This window comes from Francisella philomiragia subsp. philomiragia ATCC 25015 (genome assembly GCF_000156715.1).
GTDB lineage: Bacteria > Pseudomonadota > Gammaproteobacteria > Francisellales > Francisellaceae > Francisella > Francisella philomiragia.
This window is the reverse complement of record NZ_DS999316.1, coordinates 342,086-364,004: the sequence shown is the minus strand read 5'-3', so window position 1 is coordinate 364,004 and position 21,919 is coordinate 342,086. Positions and strand designations below refer to the sequence as shown.

The following is a 21,919-nucleotide window of genomic DNA, read 5'->3' as shown; positions in this document are numbered from 1 at the left end:
TATTATGTTAAATTACATACTTACTAACCTTTTTCACAAAATGCTTAATTATTGACTGATACTAACTATCGTATGAGTAATCTTGTTGTAACATCGTTATTACTTCTAAACTTGCTGGAAGAAACTTGTAATTATTAAGCTCTAGGATGTTTATACATTTTAATTGCTGGTTTTCCTTAGCATAAGGTTTACCTTCATAATCCTTAATTATAAAAAACTCTAGATTAACTTCATCGTTATCTTTATTTATATGTTTTTTGCGAAAATAAAAACTTACTGATTTAGCTATTATACCAACTTCTTCATAAACCTCTCTTCTTATACATTGTTCAAAAGTTTCATTTTTTTCTACTTTACCACCAGGAAATTCCCAATAGTTACTATATGTCTGAAACTTTTGTCTTAGACTTATATAGACTTTAGCATTCTGTTCATCTAAAATTATTGCCACTGCAGCATTTATTTTTGCCATTTTTTACAAAAAATTTTTATACTTAAGAAATATAATATGTTCCAAAATCATAAAAGTGAAATTTTATTAGCAACTCCACTTATCAAAGATGATGCTATATTTACTAAATCTGTAATCTATCTATGCCAAAATGATCGTCATGGTGCTATGGGTTTAATTATTAACAAACCTTTAAGTGATACATTAAGAGATGTTTTTGAAGAACTAGAAATTTCTCATCATAACACTTTTAATGAAATTTTAGATTACCCTCTTTATATGGGCGGTCCTATTAGTCCCCATAAAATCATGATTTTACATACTACCAATGGTAGAAACTATAGTTCCACAATCAAGCTAGATGAAGGTCTTGCTATAACTGCTTCTATGGATATTTTAGAAGATTTAGCCAATAATATTTTACCTGAGTATTTTCTGCCAGTAGTCGGCTATAGTTGTTGGACTGCTGATCAACTTACAGACGAAATAAAGTCTAATGATTGGATCGTAACAAATAAACTAAGCAAAAAGATACTATTTAATCACGAGAACAAAGTAAAATGGCAAAATCATATTGAACATGCAGGATATACTCTGCAAAGTTTAGATAGTTTATTCAAAAATATAGGAAATTGTTAATGTTTCAATCTTTAATAGCAATAGATTATGGTAAAGCTAGAATTGGCCTAGCTAGTGGTCAAATGATTACCAAAACAGCAACTCCTATAGGTACAGTTGAAGCTTATGATGGTGTACCTAACTGGATCGAGCTTGATAAGATTGTTAAACGTTGGAATCCTTCTGATATAGTCATTGGATTACCATTAGACACTCAAGATTTTGAGACAGATATTACAAAAGCTGCTAAAGATTTTGCTAAAGAAGTTAAAGAACGCTATAAAAGAAATGTTCATCTCATTAATGAAGCATATTCTACTCGTGAAGCAAGATGGCGCTTAGAAGAAGTAAAAAGTAAAAAAGTATCTCATATAAAAGTAGATGCTTTGGCAGCTTGTGTGATTTTAGAAACTTGGATGGCGGAAAATTAAAATATATTTTTAATAATACTCTTAGATATTTCTTTTTGGCTAAGTAAATACTTTATCATAATAAACTTCCTAGATATTTTACTCATTTTCAAATAAAATTAAGCAATTATATTTTCAATAAATTATTAACTGGAATTAATATCTAAATGAGCGAATATAACTTTACTCAGATTGAGCAACAGGCTCAAAAATATTGGCGTGAAAATAATTCTTTTAAAGCTGAAGAAGATAAAAATAAAGAAAAATTCTATTGTTTGTCAATGTTACCATATCCAAGTGGTACCCTTCATATGGGACATGTGCGTAATTATACGATTGGAGATGTAATTGCAAGATATCAAAAGATGCAAGGTAAGAATGTCCTTCATCCTATGGGTTGGGATGCATTTGGATTACCTGCCGAAAATGCTGCAATAAAACACAAAAAATCTCCTTATGAGTGGACAAAAAGTAATATTGCATATATGAGATCGCAGTTGGATTCTCTTGGGTTTAGCTTTGATTGGTCTAGAGAGGTAGCAACTTGTGACGAAGATTACTATAAATGGGAACAATGGTTCTTTATCCAACTTTACAAAGAAGGCTTAGCATATCGCAAAAACTCAGTTGTAAACTGGGATCCTGTTGATCAAACTGTTTTAGCGAATGAACAAGTTGTAGATGGTAGAGGCTGGAGATCTGGAGCCCTAATTGAAAAGAAAGAGATTCCACAATGGTTCTTAAAAATAACTGATTATGCAGATGAGCTTCTAAAAGATATTAATCAATTAGATGGCTGGCCAGAAGCTGTGAAGACTATGCAAACTAACTGGATTGGTAAATCAAAAGGTCTGACTGTTAAGTTTAAAATTCAAAACTCTGATAAGGAAATCGAAGTATTTACAACTCGTCCAGATACTCTTATGGGAGTTAGTTATCTAGGTATAGCACCTGAGCACCCTCTTGCTATTGAAGAAGCAAAAACAAACTCTCAATTAAAATCATTTATAGATGAGTGTAAAAGAATCTCTACTATGGAAGCTGATTTAGCAACTCAAGAAAAGAAAGGCTTTAAAACTTCAATACAAGCAATCCACCCTATCTCAGGAGAAACAGTTGATGTTTGGGTAGCAAACTTTGTACTTATGGGATACGGTTCTGGAGCTGTAATGTCAGTCCCAGCACATGATCAAAGAGATTGGGAATTTGCACAGAAATATAATATTGCTTTAAAACAAGTTATTAAGCATAGTGATAATAAGTCAAAATTAGACTTAGATAAAGAAGCATTTACTGAAAAAGGTATTTTGATTAATTCAGGTGAATTTGATGGTTTAAATTTTAAATCTGCTTATCAAGCGATTAAAAAATATCTTTTTGACAATGATAAAGGTTATGAAACTACAAATTTTAGAATTCATGATTGGGGTATTTCACGTCAAAGATATTGGGGATGCCCTATTCCTATGATCCATTGTAATGATTGTGGATTAGTACCAGAAAAAGAAGAAAATTTACCAGTTAAATTACCAACTAATGTAACTCTTACAGAAGCAGGCTCTCCACTTAAAGATATGCCAGAATTTTTAAATGTAGCATGTCCAAATTGTGGTAAACCAGCAACTAGAGAAACGGATACATTTGATACATTCTTTGAATCATCTTGGTATTATGCAAGATATACATGCCCTACTGCTGATAAGATGTTAAGTGAAGAAGCTAACTATTGGCTACCAGTTGATAAGTATATTGGTGGTATTGAGCATGCTATTATGCATCTATTATATGCAAGATTTTTCCATAAATTAATGAGAGATCAAGGACTAGTTACATCTGATGAACCATTTAAAAACTTACTTACTCAAGGTATGGTGCTAAAAGATGGTGCTAAAATGTCTAAATCTAAAGGGAATACTGTAGACCCCCAAGAGCTTATCGATAAATATGGTGCAGATACTGTTAGATTATTTAGTATGTTTGCAGCACCTCCTGAGCAATCACTTGAGTGGTCTGATACTGGAGTTGATGGTGCTAATAAGTTTTTGCGTAAAGTATATAATTATGCTTATACAAACAAAGAAATCTTGGCTAAAAATATAACTATAGATGTAACTAAATTATCAAAAAATGATAAGAAAGCTCGTTATGAGATATATGCTAATTTAAAACAAGCTATTTTTGATTTTGATAAAAGTCAATTTAATACAGTTGTTTCAGCATGTATGAAAATTTTAAATACGCTTAACAATTATGATAATTTATCTGATAGTGTTAAGTTAGAGGGTTTTAGTATTTTATTAAGAATATTATCACCTTTCACACCACATATTTGTCATTATTTGTGGCAAGAAATTGGCTTAGGTGAAGATATTTTGCATACACAATTTCCTACTGTTGATGACATAGCTCTTGAGAAGGATGAATTTTTATTAGTTGTACAAATTAACGGCAAAGTTAAAGTGAAACTTGAATTAGAAGCCTCATTAACAAAAGAGCAAGTTGAACAAGAGGTATTATCTGATGAGCATATTAAAACTTTTATCGAAGATAAACAAATAGTCAAAGTTATATATGTGCCTCAGAAATTAATTAATATTGTAGTCAAATAGGTATACACAATGATAAAAAACTATACCAAAACTTTATTTTTATTAGTAATAGCTGCATTTTTATCTAGTTGTGGTTTTCACCTACGTGGAGATCTTGCGGATGGCAATGCTGGAAATTTTAGCAGCTTAGTTGATACTAAGTTTTATATCTATAATGCAGGTGGTGCACCACCTAGTTTAATTAATGAGTTAAGACGTAGACTAATTGGATACCAAGCTGTTGTATTAAAAAATAAAAATCAAGAAAAAGATGCTGATTATATTATAAACATACAAGAGGCTAGCCAACGTACCGAACTAACTAGCATTGTTGGGGGTGCTTCAAATAATACATACCAAGCAATTTATACAATTACATATAACGTTGTTAAACCAGAAGTAAAAACTCCCGTGATACCTGATAAAACTGTAAACGCACAGATGTTTTGGCAGTCAAACTCAACTACTCAATTAGCACAAAATAATGAGTTAGTTAGAATTTATGATTATCAACAGTCGGACTTACTAACAAGAATAGTCCTTCAAATAGCAGAATTATTGCCAAGTAAAGAAACTAAATAGAAACTAAAGGAATTAATATAATGGATTTGTTAAAAGCGTACTATATGGAATTAATTAATAATTCAACATCAGTAGCTATATTGATTTTTATAGTATTTTTGTTAGCCATTTTATTATTTTCTTGGATAATAAATAAGATAATTAGTAAATATATATCATCATTAGCAGAAAGAGTTTTTTTTAAAGCAAATTCATCATTGGGTAAGTCTCTTATCAAAAATAAAATTTTTGATAAGTTAGCACATATAGCCCCTGCTGTTTTTATATATATTGTAATTGGATTTTTAAGTAGTACTACTTACCCATGGATTGAACAATTAGTTTCTTTTATCCAGCTGATAGCTGAGGTATATATTACAATATCAATAATTTCTTTTTTCATATCCTTGATTGATGCTATTTTTAGCTATTTTCAATCCCTGCACGAATTTAAATATTATTCTCTAAAAAGCTATGCTCAAGTAGTAAAGATCTTATTATATCTAGTGGGTACAATATTAGTAATATCACTATTACTAAATAAATCACCTATTGCTTTCTTAACAGGTTTAGGCGCACTATCAGCCGTATTAATGTTAGTGTTTAAAGATACAATTTTGGGTTTTGCTACCAATATTCAAGTAGCTGCTTTAGATATGGTTAGAGTTGGTGATTGGATAAGTATACAGTCATTAGGGGTTGAGGGAACTGTCCAAGAAATATCTATTAATACTGTAAAAATTAGAGGATTTGATAAGACAATTTACAATATCCCTACTTACTCATTAATCACAAATAGCGTCAAAAATTGGCGTGGAATGTTTGAAATGGGTGGTAGACAGATCAAAAGATCTTTTAATATTGATGTTGATAGTATCAAGTTTTGTGATGCAGAAACTCTTGATAATTTAAGAAAACTAAATTACATGGATGATATTATAAACTCTTGTAATAAGGATGAATTAATTAATACAACATTGTTTAGAAAATACTTAGAACACTATCTAAAAGATCATCCAAAAATTCATACAGAGCCTGGTTGGTTGTTTATTGTAAGAGAATTACAACCTACAGAGAAAGGTTTACCAATCCAGCTATATATGTATACAACAGATACAGTATGGGCTAACTATGAAGCGATACAAGCAGGAATCTTTGATTATATTTATGCAAGTATGCACTTATTTGGTTTAAGAGCATTCCAAGATATTAGAGGTAGAATAGATAATCTAAAAACTAACACTTAGGCAATGTAACACCAACCTGACCTTGGTATTTGCCACCCTTATCTGCATAAGAAGTTTCACACTCTTCATCTGATTGGAAGAATAACATTTGAGCAACGCCTTCATTTGCATATATCTTTGCAGGAAGTGGCGTAGTATTTGAGAATTCTAGTGTTACATAGCCTTCCCATTCTGGTTCAAGAGGCGTTACATTAACAATAATTCCACATCTAGCATAGGTAGATTTACCTAAGCAGACTACTAGAGTATCTCTTGGGATTTTGAATTTCTCAACTGTACGAGCTAATGCAAATGAATTAGGAGGAATAATACAAACATCTCCTTTAAAATCGACAAAATTTTTATCATTAAAATTTTTAGGATCAACTATTGAAGAGTTTATATTTGTAAATATTTTAAACTCATCAGCACAACGTACATCGTATCCATAACTTGAAGTTCCATAAGAAACAATTTTTTGGTTATTTGAAACTTTAATTTGTCCTGCCTCAAAAGGTTCTATCATATTATGCTCTTGAGACATTTTTTTGATCCATTTATCTGATTTTATAGTCATTACTATTATTTCTCTCTTAATTTTCTAATTTAACACCAATAGAATCTAAACTACTCGCTTTAGGTAGTTTTTCAATTTCATTTATAATATTTTCAGCAACAGTCATATAGCTAGTATTGATAGCATCATCTTTATCTAAACTGACATATGGTTTTCCATTGTCAGCATTTTCACGGATGGATTTATGCAGTGGTAAATTTCCTAAAAATTCAATGTTATTTTTACCACACAATAGATGAGCACCATCTTCACCAAAGATATGATCATTATTACCACATTTCGGACAAATATAGTAACTCATATTCTCTATGACACCAAGAGTTTTTATATCAACTTTTTCAAACATTGCTAACGCTCTTCTTGCATCAATTAGTGATAAGTCTTGTGGTGTCGTAACGATTACAGCTCCTGTTACAGGCATATTTTTAGAGATAGTAAGCTGGATATCTCCTGTTCCAGGTGGCAAGTCTAAAAATAAATAATCAAGATCTCCCCAGTCAGTATCATTCAAAAGTTGCATCAACGCTCTAGATACAATAGGACCGCGCCAAATTACTGCTGATTCAGAGTCTATTAGATTTCCTATAGAAATCATCTTAACTCCGTATTTTTCCAACGGAATAATCTTTTTCTTATCTGTTGTATTAGGGTTCTGTTTCAGATCAAATAATGTTGGTTGGCTAGGACCATAGATATCAGCGTCTAATATACCAACACTAGCCCCCATCTTTGCGAAACTAACTGCAAGATTAGCCGTAACAGTCGATTTACCAACACCACCCTTACCAGATGCAACCAAGATTATATTTTTTATATTAGGCAAAAGCTTCTGTCCTTTTTGGACTTTCCTTTTAGCCACATTTTCAATTTTCATGATTTCAAATTACTAGCGTTTTCGCTATCATAGATACAATTTGACTCTAATTATACTTAATTAAATATGCTTAAAAAAGATGATTTTAAAACGATTTTGTTAACAAGCATTGGTGGAATGTTAGAATTTTATGACTTTGTCATATTTGGTATGTTTGCAATCGTCTTAGGCAAGACATTTTTCCCACCAGAAGGATCTCCTGCATTACAAGCGCTCTCTGCATTTACAGTTTTTGCAGTAGGTTATTTTGCTAGGCCATTTGGTGGAATATTATTTGGACATATTGGCGATAGATACGGACGTAAAAAATCATTTATTCTTACAATACTATTTATGGGTCTAGCATCTTTTTTGATAGCGTTACTACCCTCATATCAGAATGCAGGTATATTGGCTACATTACTATTTGTAGTACTACGAATTATCCAAGGAGCAGCAATTGGTGGCGAAATTCCAAGTGCTGTAGTTTTTGTGAAGGAATCTTTAGTTAAAAATGGCGGTCTTGCTTGTGGAATTATTTTTTGCTTTATTAACTTTGGTATTTTCTTTGCAGAGATTACAAAGATTATAACAACTCATTTTCTTACTGATGATTATGCTTGGCGTGTAGCCTTTATGTTTGGTGGCCTTGCTGCTATTATTAGTTATTTTTTTAGAAAAGAGATACATGAAACCAACACTTTTTTAAATAAGAAAGATCATCACAAAGTTCCATTAATTGATTTATTCAAAACAGAAAAGCTCGCAATCGTAAGAGCAACAGCTGCAGTCTCAATATTTGCTATGGTAGTTGGTTTTTTCTCATTATATTTACCAACTTACTTTCAGCTAAATCATATAGAAAATGGACCTAGTTTAATACTTATTAATCTTTTTGTTTTTTCAGTAGTTTCTATACCTGCAGGATATCTCGCTGATAAATTTACACCTTTACGTATACTTTTGATTGGTGCTTTAGGCTTAATGATATTTGGAAGCTTTTTCTACTATAGTGTTATAACTAATTCAAAATATCTTTTAGAAATAATGCTTATTAACAATATTTTTATGGGACTTGTTGTTGGAGTAGCATCTAATTATGCGAGCACTTTATTTACGCCAGGAGTACGAGCTAGTGGATTAGGTTTTAGTTATAATATTAGTTTTGCAGTGTTTAATGGTGCTTTTTTGGCTTTAGCGAGCTTAGGTATTGCTAAAGGATACATATTAACGCCTCTATATCTAATATTAACCGTAGTTGTCATTTCCATTATAATTTTACTTATCACTAAAAAATTTGGTCAACATAACATAGCTATATAGATTGCTATCATTATGATAAAATTTTTCTCATATTTCTTTTATTTAGTTTTACCATGGAAAACTTCCTAAACAGTCTGATATATATTTTAGAAGCAAATACAATTTTGTTTATATGCCAAGCTTTTACTATTTTTGTAGTCTTAAAACTAATTGTTGACAAAAAATCACCATCAAATATATTAGCATGGCTATTAGCTATACTTTTTATTCCTTACATCGCGATTCCATTCTTTTTTATTTTTCAGCGCAAGGATAAGCGTAAATTTTGGCAAAAAAATGCTATGAGTATGGATGATACCGAATCATTTGATAAATCATGTATATATCAAAATAGTTGTCAGGACTTACCTGTTAGTGTCATTAGAACATTTTCAAATCTTGAGTTGTCTACTCTAACTATGAAAAACTCGTTTGATATTTATACTGATGGAACAAAGTCATTTGAAGTATTTATAGAGGCTATAAAATCAGCCAAACATAGTATTTATATTCAAACATATATTATCAAAAATGATACTACATCAAAGCTTGTAATAAGAGCATTAGAACAAAAAGCAGCTGATGGTTTAGATATTAAAATATTAATAGATTCATTAGGATCATTTTATGTTTATCGTCATAACAAAAGAATATTTAAGAATCTAAGAAAACTAGGCGCTAAAGTAATATTTTTTATGCCTATAATATCTAATCCTTTGCGTAATTATATAAATTATCGCAATCATCGTAAAATATTCATTTTTGATAATAATACCGTTTTTAGTGGTGGAATAAATATAGGTGATGAATATATGTCACCGACTAAGCATAATGGAATGTGGAGTGATTTATTGTTCAAAATTGAAGGAGAATCTGTAGTCCACTTTCTGAAAGTTTTTTGTTCAGACTGGCACTTTGCAACATCAGAAGAACTAAACTTCAAAATTGAAAGTCAAATCACAACTGAGTGTTTCGCTCAGGTAATACCTTCTGGTCCAGATATGCATAAAAATCAGCTTTATGCTGGATTAATTACTGCCATAAACTCTGCTCAACATAGGTTATGGATTATAACACCATACTTAATCCCATCACTTGATTTATTACAATCAATACTATTAGCAAAATGTCGTGGAATAGATGTAAAAGTAATCACACCTAAAAACTCTGACCATAAAATAATTAATCGAGCTAGATCCAGCTATATTAGAGATTTACTCGAATGTAACATAGATGTATATTTTACTGAAAACATGCTACATGCAAAGGCTGTACTTGTTGACTCTAACATAGCTATTTTAGGTTCAGTAAATTTAGATAATCGTAGTCTATTTTTGAACTATGAAGTAGCAACTTTTATATATTCACCTAAACAAGTTAAGAAATTATATAAATGGGCAGAAACTGTAATAGAAGGCTCAACACAAGATGCATCTCACCTACCAACGAAACGCACAAGTTTAATCGTTGAAAGTATAATGAAAATATTGACACCATTAATGTAAATTACCTATAAAATTTAGGCTGTGTTACAATCTAGCTTAATAAATTGTTATCACCATATAAATAAATGGAAAATTTCTTACTACATTTACTATACATCCTGGAAGCAAACATCATTTTATTTGTATGTCAGGCATTTACAATATTAATTGTTCTAAAATTAATAGTCGATAAGAAGTCTGCTTCTAATATATTGGCGTGGTTACTTGCTATACTTTTTATTCCGTATGTAGCTATACCTTTTTTCTTTATATTCCAACGCAAAGATAAGCGTAGCTTTTGGCAAAAGGAAAATATGGATATTAGCGAATCAGGCTTACAATCATTTTGTATTAATGATAGTGATAGTTGCAAAAATTTGCCGATAGAAACAATAAATGTTTTTACAAATATGGATCTACCAACCTTAACAAGTAAAAACTCTTTTGAGATGTATGCTAATGGGGTTAAGTCATTCGAAGCTTTTATGGAAGCGATTAAAGCTGCTAAGAAAAATATCTACATTCAAACGTATGTATTTAAAAATGACACAACATCTAAACTTGTAATCAGTGCCTTAGAAAAAAAAGCTGCTGAAGGTGTTGAAGTTAAAATGATGATAGATTCTTTAGGATCATTCTATATATATCGCCATAATAGAAAAATCTTTAAAAACTTACGTAAATTAGGTGCTCAAGTTGTATTTTTTATGCCGGTAATATCAAACCCATTGCGTAACTATATTAACTACAGAAATCATCGTAAAATATATATTTTTGATAATCAAACTGTATTTAGTGGTGGTATGAATATAGGTGATGAATATATGTCGCCAATTGAGCATGAAGGAATGTGGGATGATATTTTGTTTAAAATACAAGGAGATTCATTAGCATATTTTCTTAAAGTTTTTTGCTCAGACTGGCACTTTGCTACAAGTGAAGAGCTTGAATTTAAAATTGAAAACACTATTTCTCAGGAAGGTTTTGTTCAAGTAATACCTTCAGGACCAGACTTACAGGAAGATCAACTATATTCTGGTCTTATTACAGCTATTAATTCAGCCAAAGAAAAGCTCTGGATAATAACTCCATATCTAATACCATCTGCTGAACTATACCACTCAATTATACTAGCGAAAAAGAAAGGCATAGATGTCAAAATTATTACACCTAAAAAATCTAATCATCAATTAGCTGATCGTGCCAGAGCCAGTTATATAAGAGATTTTCTAGCAAATGATATTGATGTTCATTTTACAAAGAATATGATCCATGCAAAAGCCGTGTTAATAGATAATAATATCGCTATGCTTGGTTCTGTTAATTTAGACAATCGTAGCTTATTTTTGAATTATGAAATTGCTACTTTTTTATATAGTAAGAACGATGTCGAAAAAATATATCAGTGGGCTGACAAAATATTAGCTGACTCTACTCAAAGCACACAGCATATGACTACAAGCAGGGGTAGTCTGATTGCAGAAAGTATTCTTAAAATACTTACTCCATTAATGTAACCCTAAATCGTAACACTTATTTACTATCTTTTAAATAGACTTTTGTTGATATTTTTTTATTTGATAAAAGCTGGTTAATCTCTTGAATTTGTAAATTATTATGTCCTTGTTTTTGATTTATTTTAGTTAAACCAAGGAGATATACTATTATGCAAAAACTTAAAGCCACATCGAAAGCATTGTTAATACTAGGATTAGGCATAACAATATTGACATCATGTTCAAATAATGATGACAAAAGCAATGTTGATCCATTAGAACTTTATAACAAAGTAACTCAGCTTGAAGCTGCTTTTGATGAACAATATGGTGATACTTTTAAACTACCAGAAAATGCTAAACAATGTACTACAAATATTACCAAAAACTCAGATGTATTTAAGTATATGGATAGCAAAACAGGTTATGATTATACAGATAACTCTCAATATGCCCAAACAGCAAAAAAATTAGTAGATAGTCTAAATAATCTAATGTACGAATTTAAAAATATTGGCTTTATTAAAGCTATAGAGAAAAGTGGTAAACACCCTGCTATTATGTTCGATATTGATAACACTCTTGAGTTAACTTCTTTTAATGATGATTACGATAGCAAAGGTACCAAACCAACTCCATATATTACTGACTTTGTCAAAAATCAATGTTTTAAAGATGGTGTTAATTGCTATTTTATAACTGCTAGGTATTGTAATAGTGCCTCAGCAACTACTACTGCAAAATGGCTAAAAAATAATCTCAATCTTACAGATAATCAGATTAATAAATATGTGTTTTTGTCAGGTTCAATTGAAAATAGTCTTTGTGCATCAAGTGCAAATGATAAAGTCGCTTATAAAGATTCATTTAGACAAGCCCTATCAGAGCAAAGAAATGTATATTGGCTGATGTCTATTGGTGATCAAATGACTGATTGGTACGGCTCTCATAGTGGTTTAAAAGTCAAATTCCCAAATCAGCTATTCCAAAGTAATATAGTACCTAATAACTATGATAATCCTAGCAACTGTATGTTGATGACTGTTACTGCTCCTACTCAAAGTTGCTATGATAGAATTAAATCAGGAATATTAGAGCATGGTACAATTAATTATTGTAAGAATTTCAAAGATAATAAATATTATAGCGGTAATTAGAGTCTAAATTATTGTTAATTTCTAAGTCCAAATAGCGACTATTGCCATAATTGAAAAGCCAATAATTACAAAACTATATTGCTTTGTATTACAACAGTCTTTAATAAGTACAGATCTATCTAAACCATGTAGAGTTCCCATATATATAAAAGTACCTGCTGCTATAGCAGTAAATGTAGGCTCAACAAATGGATTTGAAACGTAGTTATGTGCAGCCTGTCCAAATAATATTCCTAATGGTGTCATAAAAACAAATATTATAAATAGGATTAGCCTTGCTAAAAATCTTAGGCTTGTCTTATTAATACTTATAGCTAAAGCAAAACTTGCTGCCCATTTATGTGCAATAATTGCTAAGAATATCACAAGTGCTACACTTAACTCTTCAGATAGACCTAAAGCAGCACCTTCAAAAAAACTATGTATAGATAGCATTATTGTTGCCATTATAGCCATAAAAGATAAGTTGCCTTTATTGCTCTTTGATAATGCTCCACCGATATGTTCTAACAACAAAAAGAGTAAAATAGTTATCCCTGCTATCAAAAATGGAAATGGATAATCTATATTTAGTTCTGAAAAATCTCCAGCTGAATCACCCAGCATATGAATTAGTCCAGCCCCTAAAAATACTCCACTTGCTAGAGCTTCTCCTACTGGGAAATGAAATCCGTCCTGATTATTGGCTTTTTTAACAAATGGATAAATACCAGAGATAGCTGTAACTACTAAAATAACCAATAAGACTGTTAATTGAAAACTACTCATTTTTTATACCTCTTCATCATCTGATTCAAACCAACTAGGAAATGGATCTGCTAAATTAGTGTATTTTTCTGGATTATCCCAATAGTCATTTATTAAGCATTGATCCAAAGCTGCTTTGATTTGATCATCATCCATTTCGTCTTTTAAGCCAATAAAGACTATCTCTTGTCTTCTATCACCACTGATATCATTCCATCTATCTTTTAGCATCTGTTGAAATTCTGGAGTATTTGGCCATTGCTCTTTGTCCATGCTAGCCCACCACATACCCATACCTTGATGTCTAACTAATGCACCTGCTTGAGAAACTTCTCCAACATAATCAGGTCTAGTAGCTAACCAGAAAAAGCCTTTTGCTCTGACTACTCCTGGCCAGTCAACATTATCAAAAAAATTCATTATCTTAACAGGATCAAAAGGATTTATTGAGTTATAAACAAAAGATCTAATACCATATTCTTCAGTTTCTGGTACATGCTCTTTGAAATTATAAATCTCTTTGCTCCACAACGGATGATTCTCAGCCTCTTCTAAGTTAAATTTTTTGGTATTTACTACCTTATTTATATCAACTTTTGAAAAACTTGTTTCGATTATTTCAGCATCAACATTTAGACCTTTGACTATAGATTTGACAGTCTCTTTTTCTGCCGTCGAGCATTCATCAATTTTGTTTAATATTATGACATTAGCAAACTCTATTTGCTCGACCATAAGATCAACTATTGCTCGGTCATCTTCTTCCCCTAAGCTTTCATCAGTATTTTTTAGATATTCACAAGAGCTATAATGACTCATAAAATTAACACTATCGACTACCGTAACCATTGTGTCTATATAAGCAACATCTGCAAGACTCTTGCCCTCTTCATCTCTAAACTCAAAAGTTGTCGCAACAGGTAATGGTTCTGAGATACCAGTACTTTCAATAATTAAATAATCATATTTTTGTGATTTTGCTAACTGCTCTACTTCTACTAACAAATCTTCACGTAGTGTACAGCAAATACAGCCATTACTAAGCTCAACCATCTTTGCTTCAGTTTTTGAAATATGTGAATCATGATTTTTGATTAGCTCAGCATCAATATTTATTTCATTCATGTCATTAACAATCATAGCAGTTTTTAAACCATTACTATTATTGAGAATATTACTTAATAAAGTAGTCTTACCGGCCCCTAGAAAGCCAGATAAAACTGTAACAGGTAATTTTTTCATATAGAGTTTTCTTGTAGTTCAATTTTGATTGATATAATACATAAACACACAATATGTTACAATATAACAGTTTATTAAATAATAAGAAATGAGTTATACTTTGTCGAGTAAATTAATCAAAGTTTGACTTCTATTAATGAGTAAAAGTATACAAAAAGCTAAAAATTTCTGTGAAAAGAATAAATACAGATTTACTAAACCTCGAGAACAAGTGCTCCAAACTATTTATAATCAAGACACTCCCCTAAGTGCTTATGATATTTTAGAGATTCTTTCAGCAAAAAAACAAACAAATCCCCCTACTGTATATAGAGCAATAGATTTTTGGTTAAAACATGGTTTTATCCATAGGATAGAAAGTCAAAATTGTTATGTAAAATGTAAAGAAAATCACAAGCATCAAGGCTTTGAAGTATTTGTTTGCCAAAATTGTGGTTTTGTTGATGAATCACATTTTTGTAATCTAGATATTTTTAAAGAGTTTCAAAAACTTACACCTTATCAAATTGAAAGTTGGAATCTTGAGTTAAGAGGATTATGCGATAAATGTCTCAATAAAAGTTAGTGTAATATTAGTTTTATAGCACTAAATTAACTATAATTTCAACTTGCTCCAAGATTATTGATACATCTAAAATTTTAACAAAAAAAAGGAATTATCATGAAGTTTCTACATTATAAGTATAATAATGATATTTATCCATGTATCTTATCAAAAGACATTTTATACAATATTAAAGATTTCGTATCAGATATTTCACCGCAAAATATTGTCAAACTTACCTCTATAATAAGCAATATTGATATAAATACTTTATCTGTATTAACAAAAAATATAAACGAAAATAATATAACTAGCTGCATTAATAACCCTGGAAAAATAGTCGCTATAGGAATGAATTATTTAGATCATTTAGAGCGAGTCAATTTTCTTAGTGGACCTAAAATTAAACCAACTAATTTTATATTTTTTCAGAAACCTTCAAGTAGTATCACAGGACCTTACGATCCTATATATATCCCCAAAAATTGTAATAAACTAGATTATGAAAACGAACTTGCTGTTATTATTAGTAAACCTGCGAAGAATATCAAAGTATCTGATGCCTATGAATACATATTTGGATATTGTATAGCTAATGATGCTTCTGAAAGAGGACTACAATTTCAACAACCTGGGCAATATAATATGGGTAAAAGCTGTGACTCTTTCTGTCCACTAGGACCTTATCTCGTTAGCAAAGATGAGATTAACCCAGATAATCTTTACATAAAAACTAAAGTAAATAATCAAATCATGCAAAATGGTTCAACTAAAACAATGATTTTTAAAATCCCAACATTAATAGCTAAATTAAGTGAGTATTTTACCTTAGAAGCTGGAGATGTTATTTTAACAGGAACTCCTCAGGGAGTTCAGCTTGAAAATGAAATTCTTGGATTAGAAACTAGTTATTTACAAGAAAATGATGTACTTGAATTAGAAATAGAGGGCTTAGGAATACAAAAGAATTTAATTTTGAAAGGCTAAAATATATTACACATAAATCACATAACTAATAGACAAATAATTTTGTGAGCTTTTATACTTGGTACTTTTAGTTGCAATACTTGTATAATCTAAGCCAAGCCATGAACTATATAATAAGTTATAACGAAATCCTCCACCATACTGAAGAGCATTATTATTTATATTTTGATAAAGTTGAGAATAATCTAAATATGTTATAAAACTTTTCTCAAATAAGTTCCAAGTATAACTACCTTGTATTGACCATGATCCAACCACACCACCAGAGTTTAAAAAATTATCATAAATATACTGAGAATCTGGTCTAATTGATCCAAAGAAAGGAACTCCTGAAATTTTATTTGAGCTAATTGCTGAGGAATAGTTAACTCCACTAACACCTTTATCTGTAACAGCTCCTTCAACGAAAAAATTAAAATCAGATATTGCCGCAACGTAATGAGCATCAAATACCCCTACTCTACCATTAGTGGTTGAATTGAATCCCGAAGAATTTGTATAGGCTATACCAAAATACTGATAATTTCCTTCGGTCGACATTTTATAGGTATATTTAGCATTTAAAGTATAGCCAATACCTCCTTTGCTATCAGCATTAGTAGTTCCAAAATAGCCTTTTGTATTTGAGTTAAGTATAACTGCATTCAGAAGAATACTGTCTGTTGCATATGATAGGTTTGCATTACCTCCTGATTGCATAAAATATAAACGGGTTAGAGTAGAAACATAATTTGATACAATATCAAAATTACCAAACATGACTACATCATTTGCTACATAACCAAAAATATTACTCTCTGATAAATCTCCTACTGTTACATACCATGAATAAGGAATCACATGCGTTCCAGCTCCATCGTTATATACAGTAAGACTACCAAAAGCGCTAATCCATTTAGATAATGTAGAAGCTATATATCCATCTATAAAATAAGAAAAATCTTTAGTTGCTCCCTGATTATGTATTGCATGAAGCCTATTCCAATCAATAAAAGCCGTTTTGCCACCTGTATAAATATATCCATCTTCTAGTAGGCCATCTTTTCTAGCTTGCATCATAAATAGAGGATGCCCTGTACGTTTAAGTGGATTTAACATTGCATGTGAAAATATTTCATTAACCCTAAAACCATTAAAAGATTTATATTTAAGATAAGATATATTTAATTGACTATTTATCAAATCATCATAAGTGTAGGTTTTTATCTGATTAATTTTATTTTTATTTAATGACTCTCCATACTGCATAGTTACATCATCAACTGTTTGTGTTAAATCTGAAGAATAGTTGTTTTCTTGAGAACTGCTTAAATCGACAGAATAGCCATATATAAAAAAAATTACGAATAAAAAATATATTACAACTCTATACATCTAATTTAAATTAATAATAAATTTAGCTCACCATTACTAAAAATATTATGATTAAGAATAGAAAGTATATAGTATTTTGAACAACATGCGGTATTACAGATGATAGTCTAGTACCAATTGGAGCTCCCAGCAACGAACCAAATATCATACCAATAGCCGCAGGGATATATACATATCCAAGACAGAACTTAGGCAATGCTGATTCAGATAAACCTGTGATTATATAGGTACTAGCGCCAAGTAATGCAATAAATGGTGTTACGGCAGCGGCTATAGCAGCAGCCTGACCCATAGTAAAGTTTTTATGTTTTAGAAAAGGTACTATCATTACACTAGCTCCTATACCAAGAAGTACAGCTATTGCGCCAGTAAAGCCACCATAAATGACCGATATTATTTTTTTTGGGTTTAGTCTATTAGCATTATTGTTATTAGTACTTTTTTTTGCAAAAGATTTGATAGCCCATTTAACTATTGTATATATAAGGAATATTATGAAAAATATCTTGAGTATGTTACCTGGTAAAAAACTAGCAAAAATTGCTCCTAGTATGGCACCAATTATAACTCCAAATTTCAGAGGAATAGCTACTTCCCATATTATATTATTAGATTTATGATGAGAATAAGTCGTAATACTAGAAGTAAATATCATTACAAAAAGAGAAGTTGCAATAGCAACATGCATAGCATTAGAGCTATATGCAGGTTCATAAATTGTCATAAAAGTCATCATCAAAGGTACTATTGTTAAGCCACCACCAAGACCAAAAAGCCCTGAAAGAATACCAACAATCATCCCTGTAATGATAAAACAAACAGCTAGAAATAACATCTACTCATCCCTTAGAGTGTGACTATGTTATTTCATTCTATCATAAAATTAAACTCTTTGTTCTGCACCAAACATATCTCTTAGAATAGATAAAGCAGAATCTACAGCTTGGTTTATAATTATATCATCTAAAGTTTTATCATTATCTTGGAAAAGCATAGTTAAGGCTATACTCTTTCTTGCATTTTCTTCAGACTCGTAGATATCAAAAATATTTAGATCTTTTAGTATACTTATATTAAGGTCACTTATAGCTTTGATAATATCTCCAGCAAGTACAGATTTATCAACTAAGAATGATATATCTCTTGATACTGATGGATATTTAGAAATTTTTTCAAAACTAGGTATTTTCTTGTTAACTAAAATATCCAAGTCTAATTCAAATACTATAGGAGCTTTTGCTTTGATTTGGAAAGTTTTTAAAACTGATGGATGAATTACCCCAATAACACCAATCTTATTATTGCCAGCAAGTATATAAGCTGATTGGCCAGGATGTAGCCAATTAACATCATCACATACTTCAAAGTTCAGATCGGCAATGTCGGCACAAAGCGCCTCAATATCAGCTTTAACATCAAAGAAATCTACTTTTTTTGTACTAGACCAGTTTGGATTTAGTAATTCTCCATACGCTAAGCCAGCTATTTTATCAAATTGAACTCTTTGATTATTTTCTAACTTGAAACAAGCACCCTTCTCAAATATTCTTATTCTATTTTGTTGACGTGATGTGTTTGCCTTAAATGAATTGATCAATCCAGGTATCAAAGATTGTCTCATTACAGATAAATCTTGAGAAATTGGATTTCTAATAGCGATACCCTTTTGCTCAAAGAAAAAATCATCAAACTTAGGATCTATAAAGCTATAATTAATAGCTTCATGATAGCCTCTATCAACTAACCTAGAGTTTAAAACATCATAAGATTGCTTTGTTTCTGAAATATTTATCTTAGTTGCTGCATACTTAGGCATAGTTTCTGGCAGTTTTGAATAACCATATACACGAGCAACTTCCTCTATTAGATCCTCAGGTATTTCCATATCAAAACGATATGAAGGAGGTAATACTTCTATACAATTGCTATCAAAGCTTGTTTCTACATCCATGTGTAATGCTTTGAGAACTTCTGTTACATATTCTATATCAAAATCAGTACCTAATACACGATTTAGTTTTTTGATAGAAAGAGTAATTTTATTTTGTTTATTTAACTTTTGTAAATCCTCTGCTCCATGGATTGGAGCGACTTCACCACCTGCTATTTCATTTATTAATTTGATAGCTATTTTCATCGCTTTTTTAGCTAGTTGCGGATCAACTCCACGCTCAAATCTATGTGATGAATCAGTATGTAGATTATATTTACGTGCTTTACCAGCTATTTTTTCTGGTACAAAGAATGCACTTTCTAAGAATATACTAGTAGTGCTATCAGTTATTGATGAATCTAAACCGCCCATTACACCAGCTATAGCTAGAGCTTTTGAATCATCTGCTATTACTAGAGTATCTGACTGAAGCTTTACTTGAGTTTCATCTAAAAGAGTTAGTTGTTCATTATTATCTGCATAGCGAACATTTATACTGCCATCTAGCTTATCTAAATCAAAAGCATGCATTGGCTGACCAGTTAGTAACAATACATAATTCGTAACATCTACAAAAAATGAAATACTTCCAATACCACTTCTTCTTAGTTTTTCAACCATCCATAATGGAGTTTGGACATTATTATTTACATTTTTGATAATACAACCATAATATGCATAACACGCATCTGTCGCAGTAATATTAACATCTTTAGTATCTGTAATAATTACTTTAGGCTCTAGTATTTCCAAATCTTTAAGTTCTGTTTTTGTAAGAGCAGAAACCTCGCGAGCTATACCGTATACACTCAAGCAATCTGCTCTATTTGGAGTTAGATCAACTTCAATAATATTATCATTTAAATTTAGATATTTATTAATATCAACACCAACTGGAGCATCTGTAGGTAGATCCATTAAGCCATCCGCTTTTTCAGCTAAGCCAAGCTCTTCTTCAGAACACATCATCCCAAAAGATTCTTGTCCTCTTAGCTTTGATTTTTTGATTTTAAAATCACCTGGTAAAACAGCTCCAATTTTTGCAACTGGTGCTTTCATGCCTTCATATATATTACTAGCACCGCAAACTATAGTTAGGAGTTCGTCCTCAGCTACATCTACAGTACAAATATTAAGCTTATCGGCATCAGGATGTTTATTGATAGTTTTGATCTGACCAACCACAACACCACTGACTTTCTCTGCGACAACTGGTTCAATTGCGTCTACTTCTAAACCAGCTAAAGTTAAAGTATCTGCCAAATTTTGGCTATTTTGAGTATCACCTAGATATTCATTTAACCAATTATGTGAAAATTTCATTTATAAACCTCAAATAATAATTAAAACTGTTTCAAAAATCTTAGATCATTCTCAAAGAACATTCTTAAATCATCAATACCATATCTAAGCATTGACAATCTCTCAACACCCATACCAAAAGCAAATCCTTGGTAATTTTCAGAATCTATATTTCCAGCTTTTAAAACTTTAGGATGCACCATACCACAACCAAGAACTTCTAACCAACCAGTGTGTTTACAAACTCTACAACCTTTACCATCACACATTACACACTCCATATCAGCCTCTGCAGATGGCTCTGTGAATGGGAAATATGATGGTCTAAATCTTACTTTTAGATCCTTTTCAAAGAATGAGTTAAGAAAAGCATGTAACAAACCTTTTAGATCAGCAAATGAAACATCTTTATCTACAAGCAACCCTTCGACCTGATGAAACATAGGTGTATGTGTAATATCAGAATCACAACGATATACTCTACCTGGAGCTATAATCCTAATCGGAGGCTGTTGCTTTTCCATAGTTCTGATCTGAACACCTGAAGTATGAGTTCTAAGTACATGAGTATCATCAATATAAAAAGTATCATGCATAGCACGAGCTGGATGATGCGATGGTATATTTAGAGTCTCAAAATTATAATAATCACTTTCAATCTCAGGTCCTACTTCTACTGCAAAACCATTTTGCTTAAAGAAAGCTTCAATTCGATTAAGTGTTTTTGTTACAGGATGAAGTGAACCTTGATTTTGCCCTACTCCTTTTAATGTAACATCAATTTTTTCACTTGCTAATTTCTCATTCAATTCTGCTTCTTCAAATTTTGCTAATTTTTCATTAATAGCATTTTGAAGTGCTTCTTTTGCAATATTAACAGCTTGACCAAGCTTTGGCTTTTCTTCATTAGGTAGTGTAGCTATTAGTCTCATCATACCTGTCAGCTCACCTTTTTTACCAAGATATTTTACTCGAATATCATCTAGAGATTTTTTATCATTGACAAGATTTAACTCTTCAAGAGCTTGATCTCTCATTTGATCAACTATTTGCATATTTATCCTTTA

At 31.0% G+C, this 21,919-nt stretch carries 20 protein-coding genes; 11 read left to right on the top strand and 9 right to left on the bottom strand.

The features are described from left to right. Positions 1 to 61: 61 nt before the first annotated feature. The gene (locus tag FTPG_RS07150; protein WP_004287767.1) at positions 62 to 472 is read right to left on the bottom strand and encodes a (deoxy)nucleoside triphosphate pyrophosphohydrolase; all 411 of its coding nucleotides are present in this window, start codon (positions 470 to 472) and stop codon (positions 62 to 64) included. A gap of 36 nt (positions 473 to 508) precedes the next feature. Here FTPG_RS07150 and FTPG_RS07145 point away from each other — a divergent pair, with 36 nt between their 5' ends. The 5 genes from FTPG_RS07145 (at position 509) to FTPG_RS07125 (ending at position 5,875) form a co-directional block, all read left to right on the top strand. After that, the gene (locus FTPG_RS07145) at positions 509 to 1,090 is read left to right on the top strand and encodes a YqgE/AlgH family protein (protein ID WP_004287765.1); all 582 of its coding nucleotides are present in this window, start codon (positions 509 to 511) and stop codon (positions 1,088 to 1,090) included. Continuing rightward, positions 1,090 to 1,500: a Holliday junction resolvase RuvX gene (ruvX, locus tag FTPG_RS07140; RefSeq protein ID WP_004287764.1), complete on the top strand. Its 411-nt coding sequence runs from the start codon at positions 1,090 to 1,092 to the stop codon at positions 1,498 to 1,500. Before FTPG_RS07145 ends, ruvX begins: the two co-directional genes overlap by 1 nt. Positions 1,501 to 1,646: 146 nt before the next feature. Next, entirely contained in the window at positions 1,647 to 4,088 is a 2,442-nt protein-coding gene (gene leuS / locus FTPG_RS07135; RefSeq protein WP_004287763.1) for a leucine--tRNA ligase, read from the top strand. Between the two features lie 9 nt (positions 4,089 to 4,097). Further along, a complete protein-coding gene (locus FTPG_RS07130; protein ID WP_004287762.1) occupies positions 4,098 to 4,649 on the top strand; it encodes an LPS-assembly lipoprotein LptE in 552 nt (183 codons plus the stop codon). Positions 4,650 to 4,669: 20 nt separating this feature from the next. Beyond that, entirely contained in the window at positions 4,670 to 5,875 is a 1,206-nt protein-coding gene (locus tag FTPG_RS07125; RefSeq protein ID WP_004287761.1) for a mechanosensitive ion channel family protein, read from the top strand. On the opposite strand, the gene dcd is transcribed toward FTPG_RS07125, so the two are convergent. Together dcd and FTPG_RS07115 are read right to left on the bottom strand one after the other, a co-directional pair. Beyond that, positions 5,865 to 6,431 carry a dCTP deaminase gene (dcd, locus tag FTPG_RS07120; protein WP_004287760.1) on the bottom strand — a complete coding sequence of 189 codons (567 nt, stop codon included), beginning with the start codon at positions 6,429 to 6,431 and terminating at the stop codon, positions 5,865 to 5,867. The two genes, FTPG_RS07125 and dcd, sit on opposite strands and share 11 nt — an antisense overlap. Before the next feature lie 16 nt (positions 6,432 to 6,447). Next, the gene (locus FTPG_RS07115) at positions 6,448 to 7,308 is read right to left on the bottom strand and encodes an Mrp/NBP35 family ATP-binding protein (RefSeq protein WP_144401356.1); all 861 of its coding nucleotides are present in this window, start codon (positions 7,306 to 7,308) and stop codon (positions 6,448 to 6,450) included. Positions 7,309 to 7,371: 63 nt separating this feature from the next. Here FTPG_RS07115 and FTPG_RS07110 point away from each other — a divergent pair, with 63 nt between their 5' ends. The 4 genes from FTPG_RS07110 (at position 7,372) to FTPG_RS07095 (ending at position 12,723) form a co-directional block, all read left to right on the top strand. After that, entirely contained in the window at positions 7,372 to 8,607 is a 1,236-nt protein-coding gene (locus FTPG_RS07110; protein ID WP_004287758.1) for an MFS transporter, read from the top strand. A 53-nt stretch (positions 8,608 to 8,660) separates the two neighbouring features. Next, complete coding sequence (gene cls, locus FTPG_RS07105; protein ID WP_004287757.1) at positions 8,661 to 10,091, top strand: cardiolipin synthase; 1,431 nt, start codon at positions 8,661 to 8,663, stop codon at positions 10,089 to 10,091. 65 nt (positions 10,092 to 10,156) lie between these two features. Beyond that, entirely contained in the window at positions 10,157 to 11,587 is a 1,431-nt protein-coding gene (gene cls / locus FTPG_RS07100; protein ID WP_004287756.1) for a cardiolipin synthase, read from the top strand. Positions 11,588 to 11,736: 149 nt separating this feature from the next. Continuing rightward, positions 11,737 to 12,723 carry an HAD family hydrolase gene (locus FTPG_RS07095; protein ID WP_004287755.1) on the top strand — a complete coding sequence of 329 codons (987 nt, stop codon included), beginning with the start codon at positions 11,737 to 11,739 and terminating at the stop codon, positions 12,721 to 12,723. A 21-nt stretch (positions 12,724 to 12,744) separates the two neighbouring features. On the opposite strand, the gene FTPG_RS07090 is transcribed toward FTPG_RS07095, so the two are convergent. Both FTPG_RS07090 and FTPG_RS07085 read right to left on the bottom strand, forming a co-directional pair. Beyond that, positions 12,745 to 13,491 (bottom strand): ZIP family metal transporter, encoded by a 747-nt coding sequence (locus FTPG_RS07090; protein ID WP_004287753.1) that lies wholly within the window; start codon positions 13,489 to 13,491, stop codon positions 12,745 to 12,747. 3 nt (positions 13,492 to 13,494) lie between these two features. Further along, complete coding sequence (locus FTPG_RS07085) at positions 13,495 to 14,712, bottom strand: GTP-binding protein (protein WP_004287752.1); 1,218 nt, start codon at positions 14,710 to 14,712, stop codon at positions 13,495 to 13,497. A gap of 136 nt (positions 14,713 to 14,848) precedes the next feature. Between FTPG_RS07085 and FTPG_RS07080 the strand changes: the two genes are divergently transcribed. Both FTPG_RS07080 and FTPG_RS07075 read left to right on the top strand, forming a co-directional pair. Then, positions 14,849 to 15,277, top strand: coding sequence for a Fur family transcriptional regulator (locus FTPG_RS07080; RefSeq protein WP_004287751.1), 429 nt, complete (start codon positions 14,849 to 14,851; stop codon positions 15,275 to 15,277). 96 nt (positions 15,278 to 15,373) lie between these two features. Beyond that, on the top strand, positions 15,374 to 16,243 hold the full coding sequence (locus FTPG_RS07075; RefSeq protein WP_004287750.1) for a fumarylacetoacetate hydrolase family protein: 870 nt from the start codon (positions 15,374 to 15,376) through the stop codon (positions 16,241 to 16,243). Between the two features lie 6 nt (positions 16,244 to 16,249). Here the strand turns inward: FTPG_RS07075 and FTPG_RS09905 are convergent, their stop codons facing one another. From FTPG_RS09905 to pheS, 4 genes are read right to left on the bottom strand one after another with little or no spacing between them, the layout of a single operon-like run. Continuing rightward, a complete protein-coding gene (locus FTPG_RS09905) occupies positions 16,250 to 17,617 on the bottom strand; it encodes a hypothetical protein (protein WP_004287749.1) in 1,368 nt (455 codons plus the stop codon). 22 nt (positions 17,618 to 17,639) lie between these two features. Then, complete coding sequence (locus FTPG_RS07065; protein ID WP_004287748.1) at positions 17,640 to 18,452, bottom strand: sulfite exporter TauE/SafE family protein; 813 nt, start codon at positions 18,450 to 18,452, stop codon at positions 17,640 to 17,642. 48 nt (positions 18,453 to 18,500) lie between these two features. Further along, on the bottom strand, positions 18,501 to 20,873 hold the full coding sequence (gene pheT / locus FTPG_RS07060; RefSeq protein ID WP_004287747.1) for a phenylalanine--tRNA ligase subunit beta: 2,373 nt from the start codon (positions 20,871 to 20,873) through the stop codon (positions 18,501 to 18,503). Between the two features lie 20 nt (positions 20,874 to 20,893). Continuing rightward, entirely contained in the window at positions 20,894 to 21,907 is a 1,014-nt protein-coding gene (gene pheS / locus FTPG_RS07055; protein ID WP_004287746.1) for a phenylalanine--tRNA ligase subunit alpha, read from the bottom strand. Positions 21,908 to 21,919 lie beyond the last annotated feature (12 nt).

Coding starts and splice junctions, on each gene's coding strand:
- FTPG_RS07085 (WP_004287752.1), bottom strand. CDS start 14,712: ATGAAAAAATTACCTGTTACAGTTTTATCTGGCTTTCTAGGGGCCGGT.
- cls (WP_004287757.1), top strand. CDS start 8,661: ATGGAAAACTTCCTAAACAGTCTGATATATATTTTAGAAGCAAATACA.
- FTPG_RS07080 (WP_004287751.1), top strand. CDS start 14,849: ATGAGTAAAAGTATACAAAAAGCTAAAAATTTCTGTGAAAAGAATAAA.
- ruvX (WP_004287764.1), top strand. CDS start 1,090: ATGTTTCAATCTTTAATAGCAATAGATTATGGTAAAGCTAGAATTGGC.
- FTPG_RS07125 (WP_004287761.1), top strand. CDS start 4,670: ATGGATTTGTTAAAAGCGTACTATATGGAATTAATTAATAATTCAACA.
- FTPG_RS07075 (WP_004287750.1), top strand. CDS start 15,374: ATGAAGTTTCTACATTATAAGTATAATAATGATATTTATCCATGTATC.
- pheS (WP_004287746.1), bottom strand. CDS start 21,907: ATGCAAATAGTTGATCAAATGAGAGATCAAGCTCTTGAAGAGTTAAAT.
- FTPG_RS07065 (WP_004287748.1), bottom strand. CDS start 18,452: ATGTTATTTCTAGCTGTTTGTTTTATCATTACAGGGATGATTGTTGGT.
- cls (WP_004287756.1), top strand. CDS start 10,157: ATGGAAAATTTCTTACTACATTTACTATACATCCTGGAAGCAAACATC.
- leuS (WP_004287763.1), top strand. CDS start 1,647: ATGAGCGAATATAACTTTACTCAGATTGAGCAACAGGCTCAAAAATAT.
- FTPG_RS07130 (WP_004287762.1), top strand. CDS start 4,098: ATGATAAAAAACTATACCAAAACTTTATTTTTATTAGTAATAGCTGCA.
- FTPG_RS07095 (WP_004287755.1), top strand. CDS start 11,737: ATGCAAAAACTTAAAGCCACATCGAAAGCATTGTTAATACTAGGATTA.
- FTPG_RS07090 (WP_004287753.1), bottom strand. CDS start 13,491: ATGAGTAGTTTTCAATTAACAGTCTTATTGGTTATTTTAGTAGTTACA.
- FTPG_RS07150 (WP_004287767.1), bottom strand. CDS start 472: ATGGCAAAAATAAATGCTGCAGTGGCAATAATTTTAGATGAACAGAAT.
- FTPG_RS09905 (WP_004287749.1), bottom strand. CDS start 17,617: ATGTATAGAGTTGTAATATATTTTTTATTCGTAATTTTTTTTATATAT.
- FTPG_RS07110 (WP_004287758.1), top strand. CDS start 7,372: ATGCTTAAAAAAGATGATTTTAAAACGATTTTGTTAACAAGCATTGGT.
- dcd (WP_004287760.1), bottom strand. CDS start 6,431: ATGACTATAAAATCAGATAAATGGATCAAAAAAATGTCTCAAGAGCAT.
- pheT (WP_004287747.1), bottom strand. CDS start 20,873: ATGAAATTTTCACATAATTGGTTAAATGAATATCTAGGTGATACTCAA.
- FTPG_RS07145 (WP_004287765.1), top strand. CDS start 509: ATGTTCCAAAATCATAAAAGTGAAATTTTATTAGCAACTCCACTTATC.